The organism is Pseudomonas sp. AC247 (assembly GCF_979258015.1).
Genome location: NZ_OZ409829.1, coordinates 5,335,921 through 5,352,736, shown reverse-complemented (window position 1 = coordinate 5,352,736; position 16,816 = coordinate 5,335,921). Strand labels below are relative to the sequence as shown.

The window sequence follows — 16,816 nt, the reverse complement described above, 5'->3', positions numbered from 1 at the left end:
AATGCCTCAAGGGACGCTCCGCGTCCAGTGACGCGGAGCGTCACGGGCTGCATTCCCACGCAGAGCGTGGGAACGATCACAAGACGAGGATTTGGGATGAAAACCCTCTGGCAACACTGCCACGTCGCAACCATGGCGCAAGGCGTCTACTCGATCATCGAGGATGCGGCCATCGTGACGTCCGGTGCGCTCATCGAGTGGATCGGCCCGCGCAATCAATTGCCGTCCGGCGAATACCCGGCGGTCAATGACCTGCAAGGCGCGTGGGTCACTCCCGGCCTGATCGACTGCCACACCCACACGGTGTTTGGTGGCAACCGCAGCGGTGAATTCGAAAAACGCCTGCAAGGCGTCAGCTATGCGGAGATCGCAGCGTCCGGCGGCGGCATCGCCAGCACCGTGCGCGCGACGCGCGAAGCCACTGAAGACGAGCTGTTCGCCAGCGCCGCCAAACGCCTGAAAAGCCTGATGCGCGACGGCGTGACCACGGTCGAAATGAAATCCGGCTACGGTCTCGATCTGGTCAACGAGCGCAAGATTCTCCGGGTCATTCGTCGTCTGCAGAAAGAGCTGCCGATCAGCGTACACAGCACCTGTCTGGCCGCCCACGCGTTGCCGCCGGAATACAAGGATCGCGCTGACGAATACATCGAGCTGATCTGCAAGGAAATGCTGCCTGCACTGGCTGCCGAAGGCCTGGTCGATGCCGTGGATGCCTTCTGTGAATACCTGGCGTTCTCGCCGGAGCAAGTCGAGCGCGTGTTCATCGCCGCACAAAAACTCGGTTTGCCGGTGAAGCTGCACGCCGAGCAATTGTCGTCGCTGCACGGCTCCAGTCTTGCTGCGCGCTATAAGGCGTTGTCCGCCGATCATCTGGAGTTCATGGACGAGGCCGACGCCATCGCCATGGCTGCAGCCGACACCGTCGCAGTGCTGCTGCCGGGCGCGTTCTACTTTCTGCGCGAAACCCAGTTGCCGCCGATGGACGCCCTGCGCAAACACAAAGTGAAGATCGCCATCGCCAGTGACCTCAACCCCGGCACCTCGCCGGCGCTGTCGTTGCGGCTGATGTTGAACATGGCTTGCACCTGTTTCCGCATGACCCCGGAAGAAGCCTTGGCCGGCGCCACCATTCACGCCGCGCAAGCACTGGGCATGGCCGACACCCATGGTTCGCTGGAAGTCGGCAAGGTTGCGGATTTCGTCGCCTGGCACATCGATCGTCCGGCGGACCTGGCCTATTGGCTGGGTGGTGATCTGGACAAACGCGTCGTGCGTCACGGCGTCGAATCAAATCTGTAGGAGAGCGGTTGTGGATAAAGTTCTGAATTTCAAACAAGGCCGCGTGCCGTTGCTGATCAGCATGCCGCATGCGGGCCTGCGCTTGACCCCGGTGGTCGAGGCCGGATTGATCGCGGACGCGAAAAGCCTGCCGGACACCGACTGGCACATTCCGCAGCTGTACGATTTCGCTGAAGAACTGGGCGCCAGTACTTTGGCTGCCGAGTACTCGCGCTTCGTCATCGACCTCAATCGACCGTCCGACGATAAACCGCTGTACACCGGCGCCACTACCGGGCTGTACCCGGCGACGCTGTTCGATGGCATTGCGTTGTTCCGCGAAGGGCACGAACCTTCGAACGAAGAGCGTGCGACATATCTGGAGCAAATCTGGACGCCGTATCACCGCACCCTTCAGCAAGAGCTGGCACGGCTGAAGGCCGAGTTCGGTTATGCGCTGTTGTTCGATGCGCACTCGATTCGCTCGATCATTCCGCACCTGTTCGACGGCAAACTGCCGGATTTCAACCTTGGCACGTTCAACGGCGCCAGTTGCGATCCGCAACTCGCTACGCAACTGGAAGCGATCTGCGCGCGCCATGACGATTACAGCCACGTGCTCAACGGCCGCTTCAAGGGCGGCCACATCACCCGTCATTACGGCAACCCGGCCGAGAACATCCACGCGGTGCAGCTGGAGTTGTGCCAGAGCACCTACATGGAAGAGTTCGAACCGTTCCGCTATCGCCCCGACCTGGCCGAGCCAACGCGGGTGGTACTCAAGGAATTGCTGCAGCACTATCTGGCCTGGGGCGAAAAACACTACCGCGGCTGACTCACCCTGTAGGAGCTGCCGAAGGCTGCGATCTTGATCGTTCCCACGCTCCGCGTGGGAATGCAGCCCGTGACGCTCCGCGTCACTGGGCGCGGAGCGTCCCAAGAGGCATTCCCACGCAGAGCGTGGGAATGATCAGGCCCCGGAGCATGCTCATTGACGTAAATCGGGTTTATGATGCCCAACGGCAGAATAATAGATGTCCCCCCAGGGATGACCTCGATCCTTTACGGAGCGCGCAATGCAGACTTTGTTTCCGCAGATCAAACCTCACGCCCGGCACGATCTGGCTGTCGATGACACCCATACGCTGTATGTCGACGAAAGCGGTTCACCGGAGGGTTTGCCGGTTGTGTTCATTCACGGCGGCCCCGGCGCCGGTTGCGACGCGCAAAGCCGTCGCTATTTCGATCCGAACCTCTATCGCATTGTCACCTTCGACCAGCGCGGTTGCGGGCGCTCCACGCCGCACGCCAGCCTGGAAAACAACACCACCTGGGATCTGGTCGCCGACCTTGAGCGCATCCGCAAACACTTGGGCATCGACAAATGGGTGCTGTTCGGCGGTTCGTGGGGTTCGACCCTGGCGCTGGCCTACGCGCAAACCCACCCTGAGCGTGTCCACGGTCTGATTCTGCGTGGGATCTTTCTCTGCCGTCCGCAGGAAATCGAGTGGTTCTATCAGGCTGGCGCCAGCCGTCTGTTCCCCGATTACTGGCAGGACTACATCGCGCCGATTCCGCTTGACGAGCGCGACGACCTGCTCAGCGCTTTCCACAAACGCCTGACCGGCAACGACCAGATTGCGCAGATGCACGCGGCCAAAGCCTGGTCGACGTGGGAAGGGCGCACCGCAACGCTGCGACCGAACCCGCTGGTGGTCGATCGCTTCTCCGAGCCGCAACGCGCGCTGTCGATTGCGCGGATCGAGTGCCACTACTTCACCAATAATGCTTTCCTGGAGCCGAACCAGCTGATTCGTGACATGGGCAAGATCGCCCATCTGCCGGGCGTGATCATTCACGGTCGTTATGACGTGATCTGCCCGCTCGACAATGCCTGGGAATTGCATCAAGCCTGGCCGAACAGCGAACTGCAGGTGATCCGCGATGCCGGCCACGCCGCTTCCGAACCGGGCATCACCGATGCACTGGTGCGTGCGGCGGGCAACATGGCCCGGCGTCTGCTCGACCTGCCGCCCGAAGAAGCATGAAGGGGCTTTTACAGCGCGTTCGCGGTGCGCGTGTTGAAGTCGCGGGTGAGGTAGTCGGGGCGGTCGATCAAGGTTTGCTGGTGCTGGTGGCGGTAGAACCCGACGACACGCGTGCCAGCGCCGACAAACTTCTGCATAAGCTGCTTAACTATCGGGTATTCAGCGACGCCGAGGGCAAGATGAATCTGTCCCTCGCCGATGTTGGTGGCGGGTTGCTGCTGGTCTCTCAGTTCACCCTGGCTGCCGACACCAAAAGCGGGTTGCGACCGAGTTTCTCGAGCGCCGCCCCTCCGGCGCTGGGCGAGGAATTATTCGACTATCTATTAAGCCAAGCGAAACAGGTGCATGGCACTGTGGCATCAGGTAGATTCGGCGCGGATATGCAGGTGCACCTGGTCAATGATGGACCGGTAACCTTCCTGTTACAGACTTGAAAGCGCTTGAAACATCTTTTTAAGGGCATTTCGACTGAAAACAGGCATTTTTCGCGATAAATACTTTGTTACCCCTGATGCGTTGTCATGCGGGCTACTAGATAATCGCGCGCTACGGGGATCAGCGTTCGTTGGTCCATTTTGACTTAGGTAGAGACTTGTCCGGATCCGATTGGGGAATCATTTTGCCCCAGCGGAGTCGGAACAATGCTCGCCAACCTGGTATGAGCGGTCTGTACGGCCATTTTTGCCAGCATTATTTCGAGGGCCAGGGAGTCAGAGACAAGGCGCTGCGACGACTCATAGCTTGCTATGGGGAGGAGCAGCAACGCAGTATCTGACTCCCTGGAACCGAAATAAGCTGACAAAAATGGCCACACAGACGGCTTGCTGGCCGTTGGTTTTTTGATCTGTTTTCGGCGAGGGTTGCTCGTGATTGTTAGTCCCTGTAATGCAGCAAAATTGTCTGCCAAACGCGTGCGAAGTGCTCTGGTAGCGGGCTCGGCGCTCCTGTGCCTGCTCAGCGCCGGCCAGCTTTGGGCGTTCAATCTTGACGATGTATCGGCGAAAGCTAAAGAACTGGCCGGGCAGAAGTTCGAAGCCCCGCGCAGCAATCTGCCGAACGAGTTCCGCGACATGAAGTTCGCGGACTATCAGAAAATCCGCTTCCTCACCGAAAAGGCTGAGTGGGCTGATCAGAAGACCCCGTTCAAACTTTCCTTCTATCACCAGGGTATGCACTTCGATACGCCGGTGAAAATCAATGAAATCACAGCGAACACCGTCGAAGAGATCAAATATGATCCGACGCGCTTCGATTTCGGCGACCTGAAATTCGATCCGAAAGCCACCGAACAACTGGGTTATGCCGGTTTCCGTGTGCTTTACCCGATCAACAAGGCCGACAAGCAAGACGAAATCATGACCATGCTCGGCGCGAGTTACTTCCGCGTTGTCGGCAAGGGCCACACCTACGGCCTCTCGGCGCGTGGTCTGGCGATTGATACCGCGCTGCCGTCGGGCGAAGAATTCCCGCGTTTCCGCGAGTTCTGGATTCAACAGCCGAAGCCGGGCGACAAGCATCTGGTGATCTTCGCGTTGCTCGATTCGCCGCGCGCCACCGGTGCCTACCGCCTGATCCTGCGTCCGGGCAGCGACACCATTGTCGACGTCAAGGCGCAGATGTTCCTGCGTGACAAGGTTGGCAAACTGGGCATCGCGCCGCTGACCAGCATGTTCCTGTTCGGCGCCAACCAGCCGTCGAAAGTCCTCAACTACCGTCGTGAACTGCACGACTCCAGCGGTCTGTCGATCCATGCCGGCAATGGCGAGTGGATCTGGCGCCCGTTGAACAACCCGAAACACCTGGCCGTGAGCAACTTCAGCATCGAGAACCCGCGTGGTTTCGGTCTGCTGCAACGTGGCCGCGACTTCAGCCACTACGAAGACCTCGACGATCGCTACGACAAGCGCCCAAGCGCCTGGATCGAGCCGAAGGGCGAGTGGGGCAAGGGCACCGTTGATCTGGTAGAGATTCCGACCGCTGACGAAACCAACGACAACATCGTTGCGTTCTGGAGCCCGGAAAAAATGCCGGAGCCGGGCCAGCCACTGGACTTCGCTTACCGCATGCACTGGACCATGGACGAAGCGGCGATTCATGCGCCGGACAGCGCCTGGGTTTCGCAGACTCTGCGTTCGACCGGTGACGTCAAGCAATCGAACCTGATCCGTCAGCCGGACGGCAGCGTTGCGTATCTGGTCGACTTCGAAGGTCCATCGCTGGCCGCGCTGACCCCGGATGCCGACGTGCGCAGTCAGGTCAGTGTTGGCGACAACGCCGAACTGGTCGAAAACAGCGTGCGCTACAACCCGGAAACCAAAGGCTGGCGCTTGACCCTGCGGATGAAAATCAAGGACGCGAGTAAGTCGACCGAGATGCGTGCTGCCCTGGTTCAGCCGGTGGTAACTGCTGATCTGGCGAAATCGGTGCCGGCGTCCAACTCGTCCGTCGCCAAGGCCGACAAGGTTGCCGCCAAGCAACAAGAGAAACTCGACAAGGAAGCCAAGGCTGCCGAGGCCAAACAGGCCGACGCCAAGCCAGCTGCAGATGCCAAGGACAAGGCCAACAAAGACGCCAAGCAGCCAGTTGCTGCCGACGCGGCCCCAGCCACACCGGAATCGGCACCGACTGAAGAAGTCCTGACCGAGACCTGGAGCTATCAGTTGCCTGCCGATGAGTAACTCTCAAGTACAGCCAGAGACTCTGTCCGAGTATCTGGCGCATCTGCCGATGACCGACGAGCAGCGCGCGGAACTCGCGGGCTGCCAGTCGTTCAGCGAGCTGCATGAACGCCTGTCGTCTTCAACCTTCGACGCACCTGCCGAGGCCGCCCAGGCTTCGGTGGGCAAGCGCCTGGTCCTGAGCACTGCCGAACAGCTGGAAGAAGCGGAGATGCTGGTGCTCGACGCCAGCGGTCGCGTCAGCCTGAAGGCGACGCCGCCGATCCGCCGCACCAAGGTGGTACCGGAGCCGTGGCGCACCAATATTCTGGTGCGTGGCTGGCGCCGCATGACCGGTCGCACCAACCCGCCACAGCCGCCGAAGGACGAAAACGTTCTGCCGGCCGCGCGCTGGCGTACCGTCGGTTCGATTCGTCGCTACATTCTGTTGCTGCTGATGCTCGGCCAGACCATCGTCGCTGGCTGGTACATGAAAGGCATCATGCCGTACCAGGGCTGGTCGTTCGTCGACCTTGATGAAGTTCTGCACCAGCCGCTGCTGCAAACCGCCACGCAAGTGCTGCCGTATGCGCTGCAAACCAGCATTCTGATTCTGTTCGGGATTCTGTTCTGCTGGGTATCGGCCGGTTTCTGGACGGCGCTGATGGGCTTCCTCGAGTTGCTCACCGGTCACGATAAATACCGTATCTCCGGCAAAAGCGCCGGCAATGAGCCGATTGCCAAAGACGCGCGTACCGCGCTGGTGATGCCGATCTGCAACGAAGACGTACCGCGTGTTTTCGCCGGTCTGCGCGCTACGTTCGAATCGGTTGCTGCCACCGGTGATCTGGATCGCTTCGACTTCTTCGTCCTCAGCGACAGTAATGACACCGACATCTGTGTCGCCGAGCAACAGGCCTGGCTGGACGTCTGCCGTGAAGCCAAAGGTTTCGGCAAGATCTTCTATCGCCGCCGCCGCCGTCGGGTAAAACGCAAGAGCGGTAACCTCGACGACTTCTGCCGTCGTTGGGGCGGTGACTATAAGTACATGGTCGTGCTCGACGCTGACTCGGTGATGAGCGGCGAGTGCCTGACCAGTCTGGTGCGCTTGATGGAAGCCACGCCGGACGCCGGGATCATCCAGACCGCGCCGCGTGCGTCGGGCATGGACACCCTCTATGCGCGCATGCAGCAGTTTGCGACCCGCGTGTACGGCCCGTTGTTTACCGCCGGTCTGCACTTCTGGCAGTTGGGTGAATCCCACTACTGGGGTCACAACGCGATCATCCGCATGAAGCCGTTTATCGACCACTGCGCCTTGGCGCCGTTGCCGGGTAAAGGGGCGTTCTCCGGTGCGATCCTGTCTCACGACTTCGTTGAAGCCGCGCTGATGCGCCGTGCCGGTTGGGGCGTGTGGATTGCCTACGACTTGCCGGGCAGCTACGAAGAACTGCCGCCGAACCTGCTCGACGAACTCAAGCGTGACCGTCGCTGGTGCCACGGCAACCTGATGAACTTCCGTCTGTTCCTGGTCAAAGGCATGCACCCGGTGCACCGTGCGGTGTTCCTGACCGGCGTGATGTCGTACCTGTCGGCGCCGTTGTGGTTCTTCTTCCTGGTGTTGTCGACTGCGCTGCTGGCGGTGAACACGCTGATGGAGCCGCAGTACTTCCTCGAACCGCGTCAGCTCTATCCGCTGTGGCCACAATGGCACCCGGACAAGGCGATCGCGCTGTTCTCGACGACCATCGTGCTGCTGTTCCTGCCGAAACTGTTGAGCATCATCCTGATCTGGGCCAAGGGCGCGAAAGAGTTCGGCGGCAAGTTCAAGGTAACCCTGTCGATGCTGCTGGAGATGCTGTTCTCCATGCTGCTGGCGCCGGTGCGGATGATTTTCCACACGCGTTTCGTGCTGGCCGCGTTCCTCGGCTGGGCCGCGACCTGGAACTCGCCGCAGCGTGACGACGACTCGACGCCTTGGAGCGAAGCGGTCAAACGCCACGGCCCGCAAACTTTGCTGGGTTTCTGCTGGGCGCTACTGGTGATCTGGCTGAACCCGAGCTTCCTCTGGTGGCTGGTGCCGATCGTCGGTTCGCTGATGCTGTCGATCCCGGTGTCGGTGATCTCCAGCCGTGTCGGCCTGGGCCTGAAGTCCCGTGACGAGAGCCTGTTCCTCATCCCTGAGGAATACAATCCGCCACAGGCGCTGCTGGCGACCGATCAGTACACCCACGAAAATCGTTACCACGCTCTAAACGACGGCTTCGTCCGCGCGGTGGTCGATCCGCAGCAGAACGCTTTGGCGTGCTCGCTGGCGACCTCGCGTCACGGTCAGGCTGAACCGATCGAGTGGCTGCGTCAGGAACGTGTGCGTCACGCGATCAAGGTCGGCCCGGCCGGGCTGAACAACCATGATCGTCTGCAACTGCTGAGCGACCCTGTTGCCCTGGCCCGTTTGCATGAGCAGGTCTGGGCGGAAGGTCACGCCGAGTGGCTGGATGCCTGGCGCGCTTCGGTGAAAGCCGATCCGCATGCGCCGTTGTTGCCGTTGCAACCGGTGAACATGCAGGTTCAGCCAGCCTGATAAAAAGATCGCAGCCTTCGGCAGCTCCTACAGGATTATGTGAACACCTGTAGGAGCTGCCGGAGGCTGCGATCTTTTGCTTTTTAATCCCTCCCCGTAACAACAATCCCCGGCAAAAAACCTTGTGCAAACGAACGAGTGCGTTAGCATCCGTCCCCGAATTGGCGCGCCCGGGCTTTTTGGCCCATTTCTGTCGGTTTTTCGCGCCGCAAACGCAATGGTTTTGGGGACTTGAAGATGAAGAAGTATCTGTCGATGCTGCTGGTCGGCGTCACGGCACTGGTTGCAGTCAATGCGGCCCAGGCTGGCGCAATCGATGACGCGGTCAAGCGTGGCACGTTGAAAGTCGGTATGGATCCGACCTATATGCCGTTCGAAATGACCAACAAGCGCGGCGAAATCATCGGCTTCGAAGTCGACATCCTCAAAGCCATGTCCAAGGCCATGGGCGTCAAACTGGAGCTGGTTTCCACCGGTTACGACGGCATCATCCCGGCGCTGATGACTGACAAATTCGACATGATCGGCAGCGGCATGACCCTGACTCAGGAGCGCAACCTGCGCCTGAACTTCAGCGAACCATTCATCGTTGTCGGCCAGACCTTGCTGATCCGCAAAGAGCTGGAAGGCACCATCAAGTCCTACAAAGACCTGAACACCGCTGACTACCGCATCACCTCCAAGCTCGGCACCACCGGTGAAATGGTCGCGAAGAAGCTGATCTCCAAAGCCAAGTACCACGGCTACGACAACGAGCAGGAAGCCGTGCTCGACGTGGTCAACGGCAAGGCTGACGCCTTCATCTACGACGCCCCGTACAACGTTGTTGCGGTGAACAAGGTCGGCGCCGGCAAACTGGTGTTCCTCGACAAGCCGTTCACCTACGAGCCATTGGCGTTTGGTCTGAAGAAGGGTGACTACGACAGCATCAACTTCATCAACAACTTCCTGCACCAGATTCACGAAGACGGCACCTACGATCGCATCCATGACAAGTGGTTCAAGAGCACCGAGTGGCTCAAGGACATGGAATAACGTGCATCTGCTGATCGTTCCCACGCTCTGCGTGGGAACGCATCCTGTGACGCTCCGCGTCACGATCAGGCAGGGACGCAGAGCGTCCCGAGCGGCATTCCCACGCAGAGCGTGGGAACGATCATCCGAGAACCTGCAATGAAACAGAAAAAAGCCCAATGGCCCTGGCACGTCCTCACCGTGCTGGTGCTGGTCGGCCTCGCGGGCGCGTTGTATTACGCGACGTCGCTGATGTCCTACGAATGGCGCTGGAACCGCGTGCCGCAGTACTTCGCCTATCAGGCTGAAGAAACCCAGCGTGCCACGGACATTTCCACCGTCACTGAACTCGTGCGCAAGGGCAGCAGCGCGCAAGTCACCCTGCGCAACGACGCCGGTGACGAGCAGCACCTGACTGTCGACGAGAACAGCCTGCAATTCGCTCAGGGCGACGATGTGGCCGAAGGCGACGTCGTGGGTGTCACTCGCCATTGGGCGGCAGGGCCGCTGTTGTGGGGCCTGTGGACGACGCTTTGGTTGTCGGTGGTGTCGGGGATTCTGGGATTGCTGATCGGCCTGGTCACCGGCCTGTGCCGTCTGTCCAACAACCCGACCTTGCGCGACCTCTCGACCATCTACGTCGAACTGGTACGCGGCACGCCGCTGTTGGTGCAGATTTTCATTTTCTACTTCTTCATCGGCACGGTGATGAACCTGTCCCGCGAATTCGCCGGGATCGCTGCGCTGTCGCTGTTCACCGGCGCCTACGTGGCCGAGATCATTCGTTCTGGCGTGCAATCGATCGCCCGTGGCCAGAACGAAGCGGCGCGCTCCCTCGGTCTAAGTGCCGGTCAGTCGATGCGCCACGTGGTGCTGCCGCAAGCGCTGAAACGCGTGCTACCACCGCTGGCCGGGCAGTTCATCAGTCTGGTCAAGGACACCTCGCTGGTGTCGGTGATCGCCATCACCGAACTGCTGAAAAGTGGCCGTGAAGTCATCACCACCTCGTTCTCGCCGTTCGAAATTCTGTTCTGCGTCGCCGGCCTGTACCTGTTGATCAACCTGCCGCTGTCGAAAATCGCCAGCCGGCTTGAGCGGAGGCTCGCGCAAAGTGATTGAAGTCCGCGAACTGGTAAAAGTCTTCGACACCCGTGGCCAAGTGGTGCGCGCAGTGGATAACGTCAGCACCACGGTCGCCAAGGGCGAAGTGCTGGTGGTGATCGGCCCGTCGGGTTCCGGCAAGTCGACCTTCCTGCGCTGCCTCAATGGCCTGGAGGAGTTCGACTCCGGCTCGGTGAGCATCGACGGCCTGCAACTGGCCGACCCGAAAACCGACGTCAACGCCTACCGCCGCGAAGTCGGCATGGTCTTTCAGCATTTCAACCTGTTTCCGCACATGACCGTGCTGGAAAACCTCTGTCTGGCGCAGAAAGTCGTGCGCAAGCGCGGCAAGAAAGAGCGCGAGGCGAAGGCGATGGAGTTGCTGCAGAAAGTCGGTATTGCACAGAAGGCCAACGAGTTTCCGTCACGCCTGTCCGGCGGTCAGCAACAGCGCGTGGCAATTGCCCGGGCGCTGGCGATGGAGCCGAAGGTGATGCTGTTTGACGAGCCGACCTCGGCGCTCGACCCGGAAATGGTCGGTGAGGTGCTGGACGTGATGAAGAACCTGGCCGTGGAAGGCATGACCATGGTCTGCGTCACGCACGAGATGGGCTTTGCCCGGGAAGTGGCGGATCGGGTGTTGTTCTTCGATCACGGCAAATTGCTGGAAGATGCCGCGCCGGCGGAATTCTTCGATGCACCGAAAGACCCGAGGGCTCAGGCCTTCCTGCGCCAGGTCCTTTAAACCAGCGGCCTTGGGGGCCGCTAATCGCGAGCAGGCTCACTCCTACAGGGATTTATGGTGTTCACGGCATTTATGCAACAACACCAAACCTGTAGGAGTGAGCCTGCTCGCGATAGCATCACCTCGGTCCACAGTGAACCGAGGCAAATCAATCACCTCAAACCTTGAATCGCCCCACCAGCATCTGCAGATGCGTCCCCAACCGCGCCAGCTCAACGCTGGACGCCGCCGTCTCTTCACTCGCCGCCGACGTCTGATCCGACACGTCCCGCACATTCAGCACGCTACGGTTGATCTCTTCCGCCACCGCGCTCTGCTGCTCGGCCGCCGCGGCAATCTGCTGGTTCATCGCCTGAATCGCCGACACGGTGCGCGTGATGCTTTCCAGCGAACCGCCGGCACGGCGGGTCAGCTCGACGCTGCTGTCGGTCAGGGTGCGGCTGTTGTCCATGATCGTTGCGACTTGCTGAGTGCCGTTCTGTAAGCCGACGATCAGCTCTTCGATCTCTTCGGTGGACTTCTGCGTGCGCTGGGCGAGGCTGCGCACTTCGTCGGCGACCACGGCGAAACCACGCCCGGCCTCACCGGCACGCGCCGCTTCGATGGCCGCGTTGAGGGCCAGCAGGTTGGTTTGCTGGGCCACGGATTTGATCACGTCGAGGACGCTGCCGATCTTGTCGCTTTCGCGCTTGAGCTCGCCCATGGCTTCGGTGGAGTGACCGACTTCAACGGCCAGACGCTCGATCTGCGCGATGGCTTCGCCGACGACTTTGTCGCCTTCACGGGCCTGTTGGTCGGCAGCCACGGCTGCTTCGGAGGCTTCCTCGGCGTTGCGCGCGACTTCCTGCACGGTGGCAGCCATTTCGTTCATGGCAGTGGCGACCTGGTCGGTCTCGATCTTCTGATTGTTGACCCCGGCGCTGGTCTGCTCGGTCACGGCCGAGAGTTCCTCAGCAGCGCTGGCGATCTGGGTGACGCCATCGCTGATGCCGCCGATCAACTCGCGCAGGCCTTGGGTCATGCTCTGCATCGAGCGTTGCAACTGCCCGAGTTCGTCGCGGCGCAGGGAGATAAGGTTGTGGGTCAGGTCGCCAGCGGCCACGCGCTCGGCGACTTTCAGGGTCTGGTGCAGCGGAATGATGATCTGGCGAGTGATTGCCCACGCAGCGAGCAGGCCGAACGCCAGGGCTAGCGCAGTGGCAATCAGCAGCATGTTTTTGGCGTGGGCGGCGTCGGTGTCGCGCACGATGGTCTGCGAGGCGGTGAGCTTCTTGCTGAGGTCGATCAGAATGTCGCCTTGCGCTGACATTCGCGCGAGGGACTTGGCGTTGGTGACCTGGGAGTCGCGGAACTGAGCGACCGCCGCGCGATAGGCTTTGATCGAGTCAGTGGCCTGTTGCAGGTTGGCGATGTGCTGTTCCGGCAGTTTCGCCGGCAGGCTCTCGAGGTTTTTCAGAGCGCTGTCGATGGCGTCCAGCGCCGGTTGCTCGGCTTCAGCCTTGCCGCTGTAGGTGTAGCCGCGAACCTGATAACGCGCCTGTTGCAGCAGTTTGCTCAGCTCGATCACGCTGTTGAATTGCGCGACGCTGTCGCCCTGCAGCAGGGATTTTTCCACTTCGGCAACCTTGGCCGCGGCGTTGTCGGCACTGGCGCCGAGCTTGCTGCGCGCGTCTTCGCGTTGCACGGTGGCCTGGGCCATGTCGGCAAAAGCGCGTTTGTACTCGGCGACGGCGGCCAGTTGCTGATCAACCATGGCGGCATCGGACGGTTGTTCGATCAGGCTGCGGGCGGTTTGCAGACCGCTGTCGAGTTTGCCGAGCAACTCGTTCACCGCGCCAGGGCCCTGTTCGCCACGGCGCGCTTCATAGTCCAGGCGCGCCAGACGCAAGTCCTTGGTCAGCTCATTGAGGCTGGAGATGAACCCCAGTTTGTCACCGCGGCTGATGATGCCGTTCATGCCGGTCCAGCCGGTGAAGGTGATCAACAGCGTCAGCAACAGCACCAGGCCGAAACCAATACCCAACTTGCGTTTGACGCTGACGTTTCCAAGATTCTCGGCTAACCAACGGTACATGCGACCACTCCCCGACCCACTAATTGGACTTATGGGGAGGGTATCGGCCGAGTGATGGCAATCTGTAACACCATTTATCCGAGGCGCCGCCATCCTGTAGGAGCTGTCGAGTGAAACGAGGCTGCGATCTTTTGATCTTGCTTCTAAAAAACAACATCAAAAGATCGCAGCCTTCGGCAGCTCCTGCCGGGGATTGGGCGACGCTTAAAAGAGGCGGGCGAGGAGGGCGGTGACGGCGGTTTCGACGCGCAGGATGCGCTCGCCGAGTTGCACCGGTTGCAGGCCGGACTTGCCCAGCAGGTCGATCTCGTAGGGAATCCAGCCACCTTCGGGGCCGATCGCCAGGGTGACCGGTTCGCTGAGGGCGCGCGGGCACGGCGGATAGTTACCGGGATGGCCGACAAGACCGAGAGTGCCTTCGGTAATCGCCGGCAGGCGGTCTTCAACGAAAGGCTTGAAGCGCTTTTCGATGATGATTTCCGGTAGCACCGTGTCGCGGGCCTGTTCGAGGCCGAGGATCAAGTTTTCGCGAATCGCCTCAGGCTCCAGAAACGGTGTCTGCCAGAAGCTTTTTTCGACCCGATAGCTGTTGACCAGAATCACCTTCGACACGCCCATGGTCGCCACGGTCTGAAACACCCGGCGGAGCATTTTCGGACGCGGCAGCGCCAGCACGAGAGTCAGCGGCAGTTTGGCCGGTGGCGGCTGATCGAGGGTCACGCGCAGTTCGGCTTCACCCGCTTCCAGGCGCAGCAACTCGGCCGAACCCATCAGCCCGTTGATGCGCCCGACGCGCAGGCTGTCACCGACTTCCGAGCGGTGAACTTCCTGCATATGGGTCAGGCGACGATCACGCAGCACCACGCGGTCGGCCGCAATGAAATCGGCCTCTTCGAGCAACAGCAGGTTCATGCCTGGGTCGCTGGCGGCTGGTCGTTGTGGTCGTCGGCCGGGGTTTCTTCCGGCCGTTCGCGCTTGCTGATCAAACCACCGAACAGAATGCCGATTTCAAACAGCATCCACATCGGTACGGCCAGCAGCGTCTGCGAGAAGATGTCCGGCGGCGTCAGGATCATGCCGACCACGAAGCAGCCGATGATCACGTACGGGCGGATTTTCTTCAGGTATTTGACGTCGACCACGCCGATCCACACCAGCAGCACCACGGCCACCGGGATCTCGAACGCTACGCCGAAGGCGAAGAACAGCGTCATGACGAAATCGAGGTAACTGGCGATGTCGGTCATCATTTCCACGCCGGCCGGGGTGGCAGCGGCGAAGAATTTGAAGATCAGCGGGAACACGAAGTAATAGGCGAACGCCATGCCGGTGTAGAACAGCAGGATGCTCGACACCAGCAACGGCACCGCGATGCGCTTCTCATGCTTGTACAGGCCCGGCGCGATAAAGCCCCAGATCTGATGCAGGATCACCGGGATCGCAAGGAACAGCGAAACCATCATCGTCAGCTTCAGTGGCGTCAGGAACGGCGACGACACATCCGTGGCAATCATCGTCGCGCCGACCGGCAGGTACTGGCGCAGCGGCGTCGAGACGAAGGTGTAGATCTGCTGGGTGAAGGCGAACAACCCGGCGAAGATAATGAAGATCGCCGCCACACAACGCAGCAGGCGGGTGCGCAACTCGGTGAGGTGCGAAACCAGCGGCATGTGCTGGTCGTTTTCGGGGAGATCGCTCATGGGGCTCGCGGCGGCAAAGTGGAGTCTTGAGGCGCTGGGGTGATCGGCGCGGCGTTTGGCGCAACGTGTTCAACAGACTGTTCCGCGACAACGACTGGCGCCGGTTCTGTCGGTGCTACAACGGCAGCAGGTGCAGGTGTCGGAGCAGGCACAACAGGTGCAGTCGGCGCATGAATCGTCTGCTGACCTACATGCTCAACCGGCGTCGGCTCTTGCTGAACCGGGCTGAAAATCTTCCGCGCTTCCTGCTCCAGCGACAGAATGTGCTCGTTGTGCAGTTGCCGACGGATCTCGTCGGCACCGATTTCACGTTCAACTTCCTGTTTGATCGCGTTGAAGCTGCGCTTCAGCCGTCCGACCCACAGGCCAGCGGTGCGCGCAGCGCCCGGCAGACGCTCGGGGCCCAGCACCAGCAGGGCAACGAGGCCGACGAGCAGCAGTTCAGAGAAGCTGATACCAAACATTAGTCAGTGCTCACACGTCTTTGCGGATCGGCTCTTCGACTTTCTGCGCCTGCACATCGATGGTGTGCGGCGGGTTGGCCTGAGCGGTGGCTTGCGGCTGCACCGGTGGCACTGGCTGCGCAGGCGTCACGGTTGGATCAGCGGCGGGTTTTTCATCGTCGTTCATGGCTTTGCGAAAGCCCTTGATCGACTCGCCAACGTCAGTGCCGAGGTTTTTCAGTTTCTTGGTGCCGAACACCAACACCACGACTACCAGAATGACGATCCAGTGTTTCCAGTCAAAAATGCCCATGTTGCTGTTCCTCTCTAAAAATTGTTCAGGCGGACGGACGCGAGGCTTTCTCGACGTGTCCGGACAGGCCGAAGCGGCGATCCAGTTCATCGAGCACAGCCTGCGGATGCTGCCCCAGTTGGGCGAGCATGACCATGCTGTGAAACCACAGGTCGGCGGTCTCGTAGATCACATCGCTGCAGTCGCCACTGATCGCGGCATCCTTGGCGGCAATAATGGTTTCGACCGACTCTTCGCCGACTTTCTCCAGAATCTTGTTCAAACCCTTGTGATACAGACTAGCCACATAGGAGCTGTCGGCGGCTGCGCCTTTGCGCTCTTCAAGTACCTGAGCGAGGCGGGTCAGGGTGTCACTCATGTTTGTGTCCTGCAGAATAGATAGCGTGCGGGTCTTTCAGGACCGGGTCGACTGTCTTCCAGTCGCCGTTTTCGAAGACACGGTAAAAGCAGCTTTGACGACCGGTATGGCAAGCGATGTCGCCGATCTGTTCAACCATCAGGATGATCACGTCGGCGTCACAGTCCAGACGCATCTCATGCAAGGTCTGCACATGGCCGGACTCTTCGCCCTTGCGCCACAGCTTGCCACGCGAACGTGACCAGTAGATTGCACGGTTTTCCGCGGCGGTCAGTTCGAGCGCTTCGCGGTTCATCCAGGCCATCATCAGCACGCGTCCGGTCTTGTGATCCTGGGCAATCGCCGGCACCAGGCCATCAGCGTCCCACTTGATCTCGTCCAGCCAGTTTTTCATCTTCAATTCCCGAAACGCAGCTACAAGCTTTGAGCTTCAAGCTGCAAGTAAAAGCAGATTGCGGTGTTCCAGTATCGTCAGGCTTGCAGCTCGCAGCTTATAAC

At 60.4% G+C, this 16,816-nt stretch carries 16 protein-coding genes and 1 pseudogene; 9 read left to right on the top strand and 8 right to left on the bottom strand.

The window, feature by feature from the left end; genetic code table 11:
* Positions 1 to 96: 96 nt before the first annotated feature.
* From hutI to ACZZ0B_RS24215, 9 genes are all read left to right on the top strand, one after another.
* Entirely contained in the window at positions 97 to 1,302 is a 1,206-nt protein-coding gene (hutI, locus tag ACZZ0B_RS24255; RefSeq protein WP_463546409.1) for an imidazolonepropionase, read from the top strand.
* A gap of 10 nt (positions 1,303 to 1,312) precedes the next feature.
* Positions 1,313 to 2,116 (top strand): N-formylglutamate deformylase, encoded by an 804-nt coding sequence (gene hutG / locus ACZZ0B_RS24250; RefSeq protein ID WP_463546408.1) that lies wholly within the window; start codon positions 1,313 to 1,315, stop codon positions 2,114 to 2,116.
* Between the two features lie 241 nt (positions 2,117 to 2,357).
* Positions 2,358 to 3,329, top strand: a complete 972-nt coding sequence (gene pip / locus ACZZ0B_RS24245) for a prolyl aminopeptidase (RefSeq protein WP_008080611.1) — start codon at positions 2,358 to 2,360, stop codon at positions 3,327 to 3,329.
* Positions 3,326 to 3,763 (top strand): D-aminoacyl-tRNA deacylase, encoded by a 438-nt coding sequence (gene dtd / locus ACZZ0B_RS24240; protein WP_008080612.1) that lies wholly within the window; start codon positions 3,326 to 3,328, stop codon positions 3,761 to 3,763. The genes pip and dtd overlap by 4 nt, the downstream gene beginning before the upstream one ends.
* 432 nt (positions 3,764 to 4,195) lie before the next feature.
* A complete protein-coding gene (locus ACZZ0B_RS24235) occupies positions 4,196 to 6,007 on the top strand; it encodes a glucan biosynthesis protein G (protein WP_008080613.1) in 1,812 nt (603 codons plus the stop codon).
* Positions 6,000 to 8,570: a glucans biosynthesis glucosyltransferase MdoH gene (gene mdoH, locus ACZZ0B_RS24230; RefSeq protein WP_463546407.1), complete on the top strand. Its 2,571-nt coding sequence runs from the start codon at positions 6,000 to 6,002 to the stop codon at positions 8,568 to 8,570. The genes ACZZ0B_RS24235 and mdoH overlap by 8 nt, the downstream gene beginning before the upstream one ends.
* A 237-nt stretch (positions 8,571 to 8,807) precedes the next feature.
* A complete protein-coding gene (locus ACZZ0B_RS24225) occupies positions 8,808 to 9,605 on the top strand; it encodes a transporter substrate-binding domain-containing protein (protein ID WP_463546406.1) in 798 nt (265 codons plus the stop codon).
* 138 nt (positions 9,606 to 9,743) lie between these two features.
* Positions 9,744 to 10,703 carry an amino acid ABC transporter permease gene (locus tag ACZZ0B_RS24220; RefSeq protein WP_034152979.1) on the top strand — a complete coding sequence of 320 codons (960 nt, stop codon included), beginning with the start codon at positions 9,744 to 9,746 and terminating at the stop codon, positions 10,701 to 10,703.
* Positions 10,696 to 11,430, top strand: coding sequence for an amino acid ABC transporter ATP-binding protein (locus ACZZ0B_RS24215; RefSeq protein WP_064117071.1), 735 nt, complete (start codon positions 10,696 to 10,698; stop codon positions 11,428 to 11,430). The genes ACZZ0B_RS24220 and ACZZ0B_RS24215 overlap by 8 nt, the downstream gene beginning before the upstream one ends.
* A 157-nt stretch (positions 11,431 to 11,587) precedes the next feature.
* Here ACZZ0B_RS24215 and ACZZ0B_RS24210 read toward each other — a convergent pair whose 3' ends face one another.
* The 8 genes and pseudogenes from ACZZ0B_RS24210 to hisI all read right to left on the bottom strand — a co-directional run bounded on the left by ACZZ0B_RS24210 (position 11,588) and on the right by hisI (position 16,712).
* On the bottom strand, positions 11,588 to 12,301 hold the full coding sequence (locus ACZZ0B_RS24210) for a methyl-accepting chemotaxis protein (protein WP_371850961.1): 714 nt from the start codon (positions 12,299 to 12,301) through the stop codon (positions 11,588 to 11,590).
* 141 nt (positions 12,302 to 12,442) lie between these two features.
* Positions 12,443 to 13,387: pseudogene (locus tag ACZZ0B_RS24205) on the bottom strand (methyl-accepting chemotaxis protein); the annotation flags it as partial.
* 321 nt (positions 13,388 to 13,708) lie between these two features.
* Positions 13,709 to 14,416, bottom strand: coding sequence for a 16S rRNA (uracil(1498)-N(3))-methyltransferase (locus ACZZ0B_RS24200; protein WP_008080621.1), 708 nt, complete (start codon positions 14,414 to 14,416; stop codon positions 13,709 to 13,711).
* Positions 14,413 to 15,204, bottom strand: a complete 792-nt coding sequence (gene tatC, locus ACZZ0B_RS24195; RefSeq protein ID WP_008080622.1) for a twin-arginine translocase subunit TatC — start codon at positions 15,202 to 15,204, stop codon at positions 14,413 to 14,415. The genes ACZZ0B_RS24200 and tatC overlap by 4 nt, the downstream gene beginning before the upstream one ends.
* A complete protein-coding gene (tatB, locus tag ACZZ0B_RS24190; RefSeq protein ID WP_440094843.1) occupies positions 15,201 to 15,668 on the bottom strand; it encodes a Sec-independent protein translocase protein TatB in 468 nt (155 codons plus the stop codon). Before tatB ends, tatC begins: the two co-directional genes overlap by 4 nt.
* Positions 15,669 to 15,678: 10 nt before the next feature.
* Positions 15,679 to 15,960: a twin-arginine translocase TatA/TatE family subunit gene (locus ACZZ0B_RS24185; RefSeq protein ID WP_003220847.1), complete on the bottom strand. Its 282-nt coding sequence runs from the start codon at positions 15,958 to 15,960 to the stop codon at positions 15,679 to 15,681.
* Positions 15,961 to 15,985: 25 nt separating this feature from the next.
* Entirely contained in the window at positions 15,986 to 16,318 is a 333-nt protein-coding gene (locus ACZZ0B_RS24180) for a phosphoribosyl-ATP diphosphatase (protein ID WP_003220849.1), read from the bottom strand.
* A complete protein-coding gene (gene hisI, locus ACZZ0B_RS24175) occupies positions 16,311 to 16,712 on the bottom strand; it encodes a phosphoribosyl-AMP cyclohydrolase (RefSeq protein WP_007909357.1) in 402 nt (133 codons plus the stop codon). Before hisI ends, ACZZ0B_RS24180 begins: the two co-directional genes overlap by 8 nt.
* Between the last annotated feature and the right edge of the window lie 104 nt (positions 16,713 to 16,816).

Coding starts and splice junctions, on each gene's coding strand:
- hutI (WP_463546409.1), top strand. CDS start 97: ATGAAAACCCTCTGGCAACACTGCCACGTCGCAACCATGGCGCAAGGC.
- pip (WP_008080611.1), top strand. CDS start 2,358: ATGCAGACTTTGTTTCCGCAGATCAAACCTCACGCCCGGCACGATCTG.
- dtd (WP_008080612.1), top strand. CDS start 3,326: ATGAAGGGGCTTTTACAGCGCGTTCGCGGTGCGCGTGTTGAAGTCGCG.
- mdoH (WP_463546407.1), top strand. CDS start 6,000: ATGAGTAACTCTCAAGTACAGCCAGAGACTCTGTCCGAGTATCTGGCG.
- ACZZ0B_RS24225 (WP_463546406.1), top strand. CDS start 8,808: ATGAAGAAGTATCTGTCGATGCTGCTGGTCGGCGTCACGGCACTGGTT.
- ACZZ0B_RS24220 (WP_034152979.1), top strand. CDS start 9,744: ATGAAACAGAAAAAAGCCCAATGGCCCTGGCACGTCCTCACCGTGCTG.
- ACZZ0B_RS24210 (WP_371850961.1), bottom strand. CDS start 12,301: ATGAACGAAATGGCTGCCACCGTGCAGGAAGTCGCGCGCAACGCCGAG.
- ACZZ0B_RS24200 (WP_008080621.1), bottom strand. CDS start 14,416: ATGAACCTGCTGTTGCTCGAAGAGGCCGATTTCATTGCGGCCGACCGC.
- tatC (WP_008080622.1), bottom strand. CDS start 15,204: ATGAGCGATCTCCCCGAAAACGACCAGCACATGCCGCTGGTTTCGCAC.
- tatB (WP_440094843.1), bottom strand. CDS start 15,668: ATGTTTGGTATCAGCTTCTCTGAACTGCTGCTCGTCGGCCTCGTTGCC.
- ACZZ0B_RS24185 (WP_003220847.1), bottom strand. CDS start 15,960: ATGGGCATTTTTGACTGGAAACACTGGATCGTCATTCTGGTAGTCGTG.
- ACZZ0B_RS24180 (WP_003220849.1), bottom strand. CDS start 16,318: ATGAGTGACACCCTGACCCGCCTCGCTCAGGTACTTGAAGAGCGCAAA.
- hisI (WP_007909357.1), bottom strand. CDS start 16,712: ATGAAAAACTGGCTGGACGAGATCAAGTGGGACGCTGATGGCCTGGTG.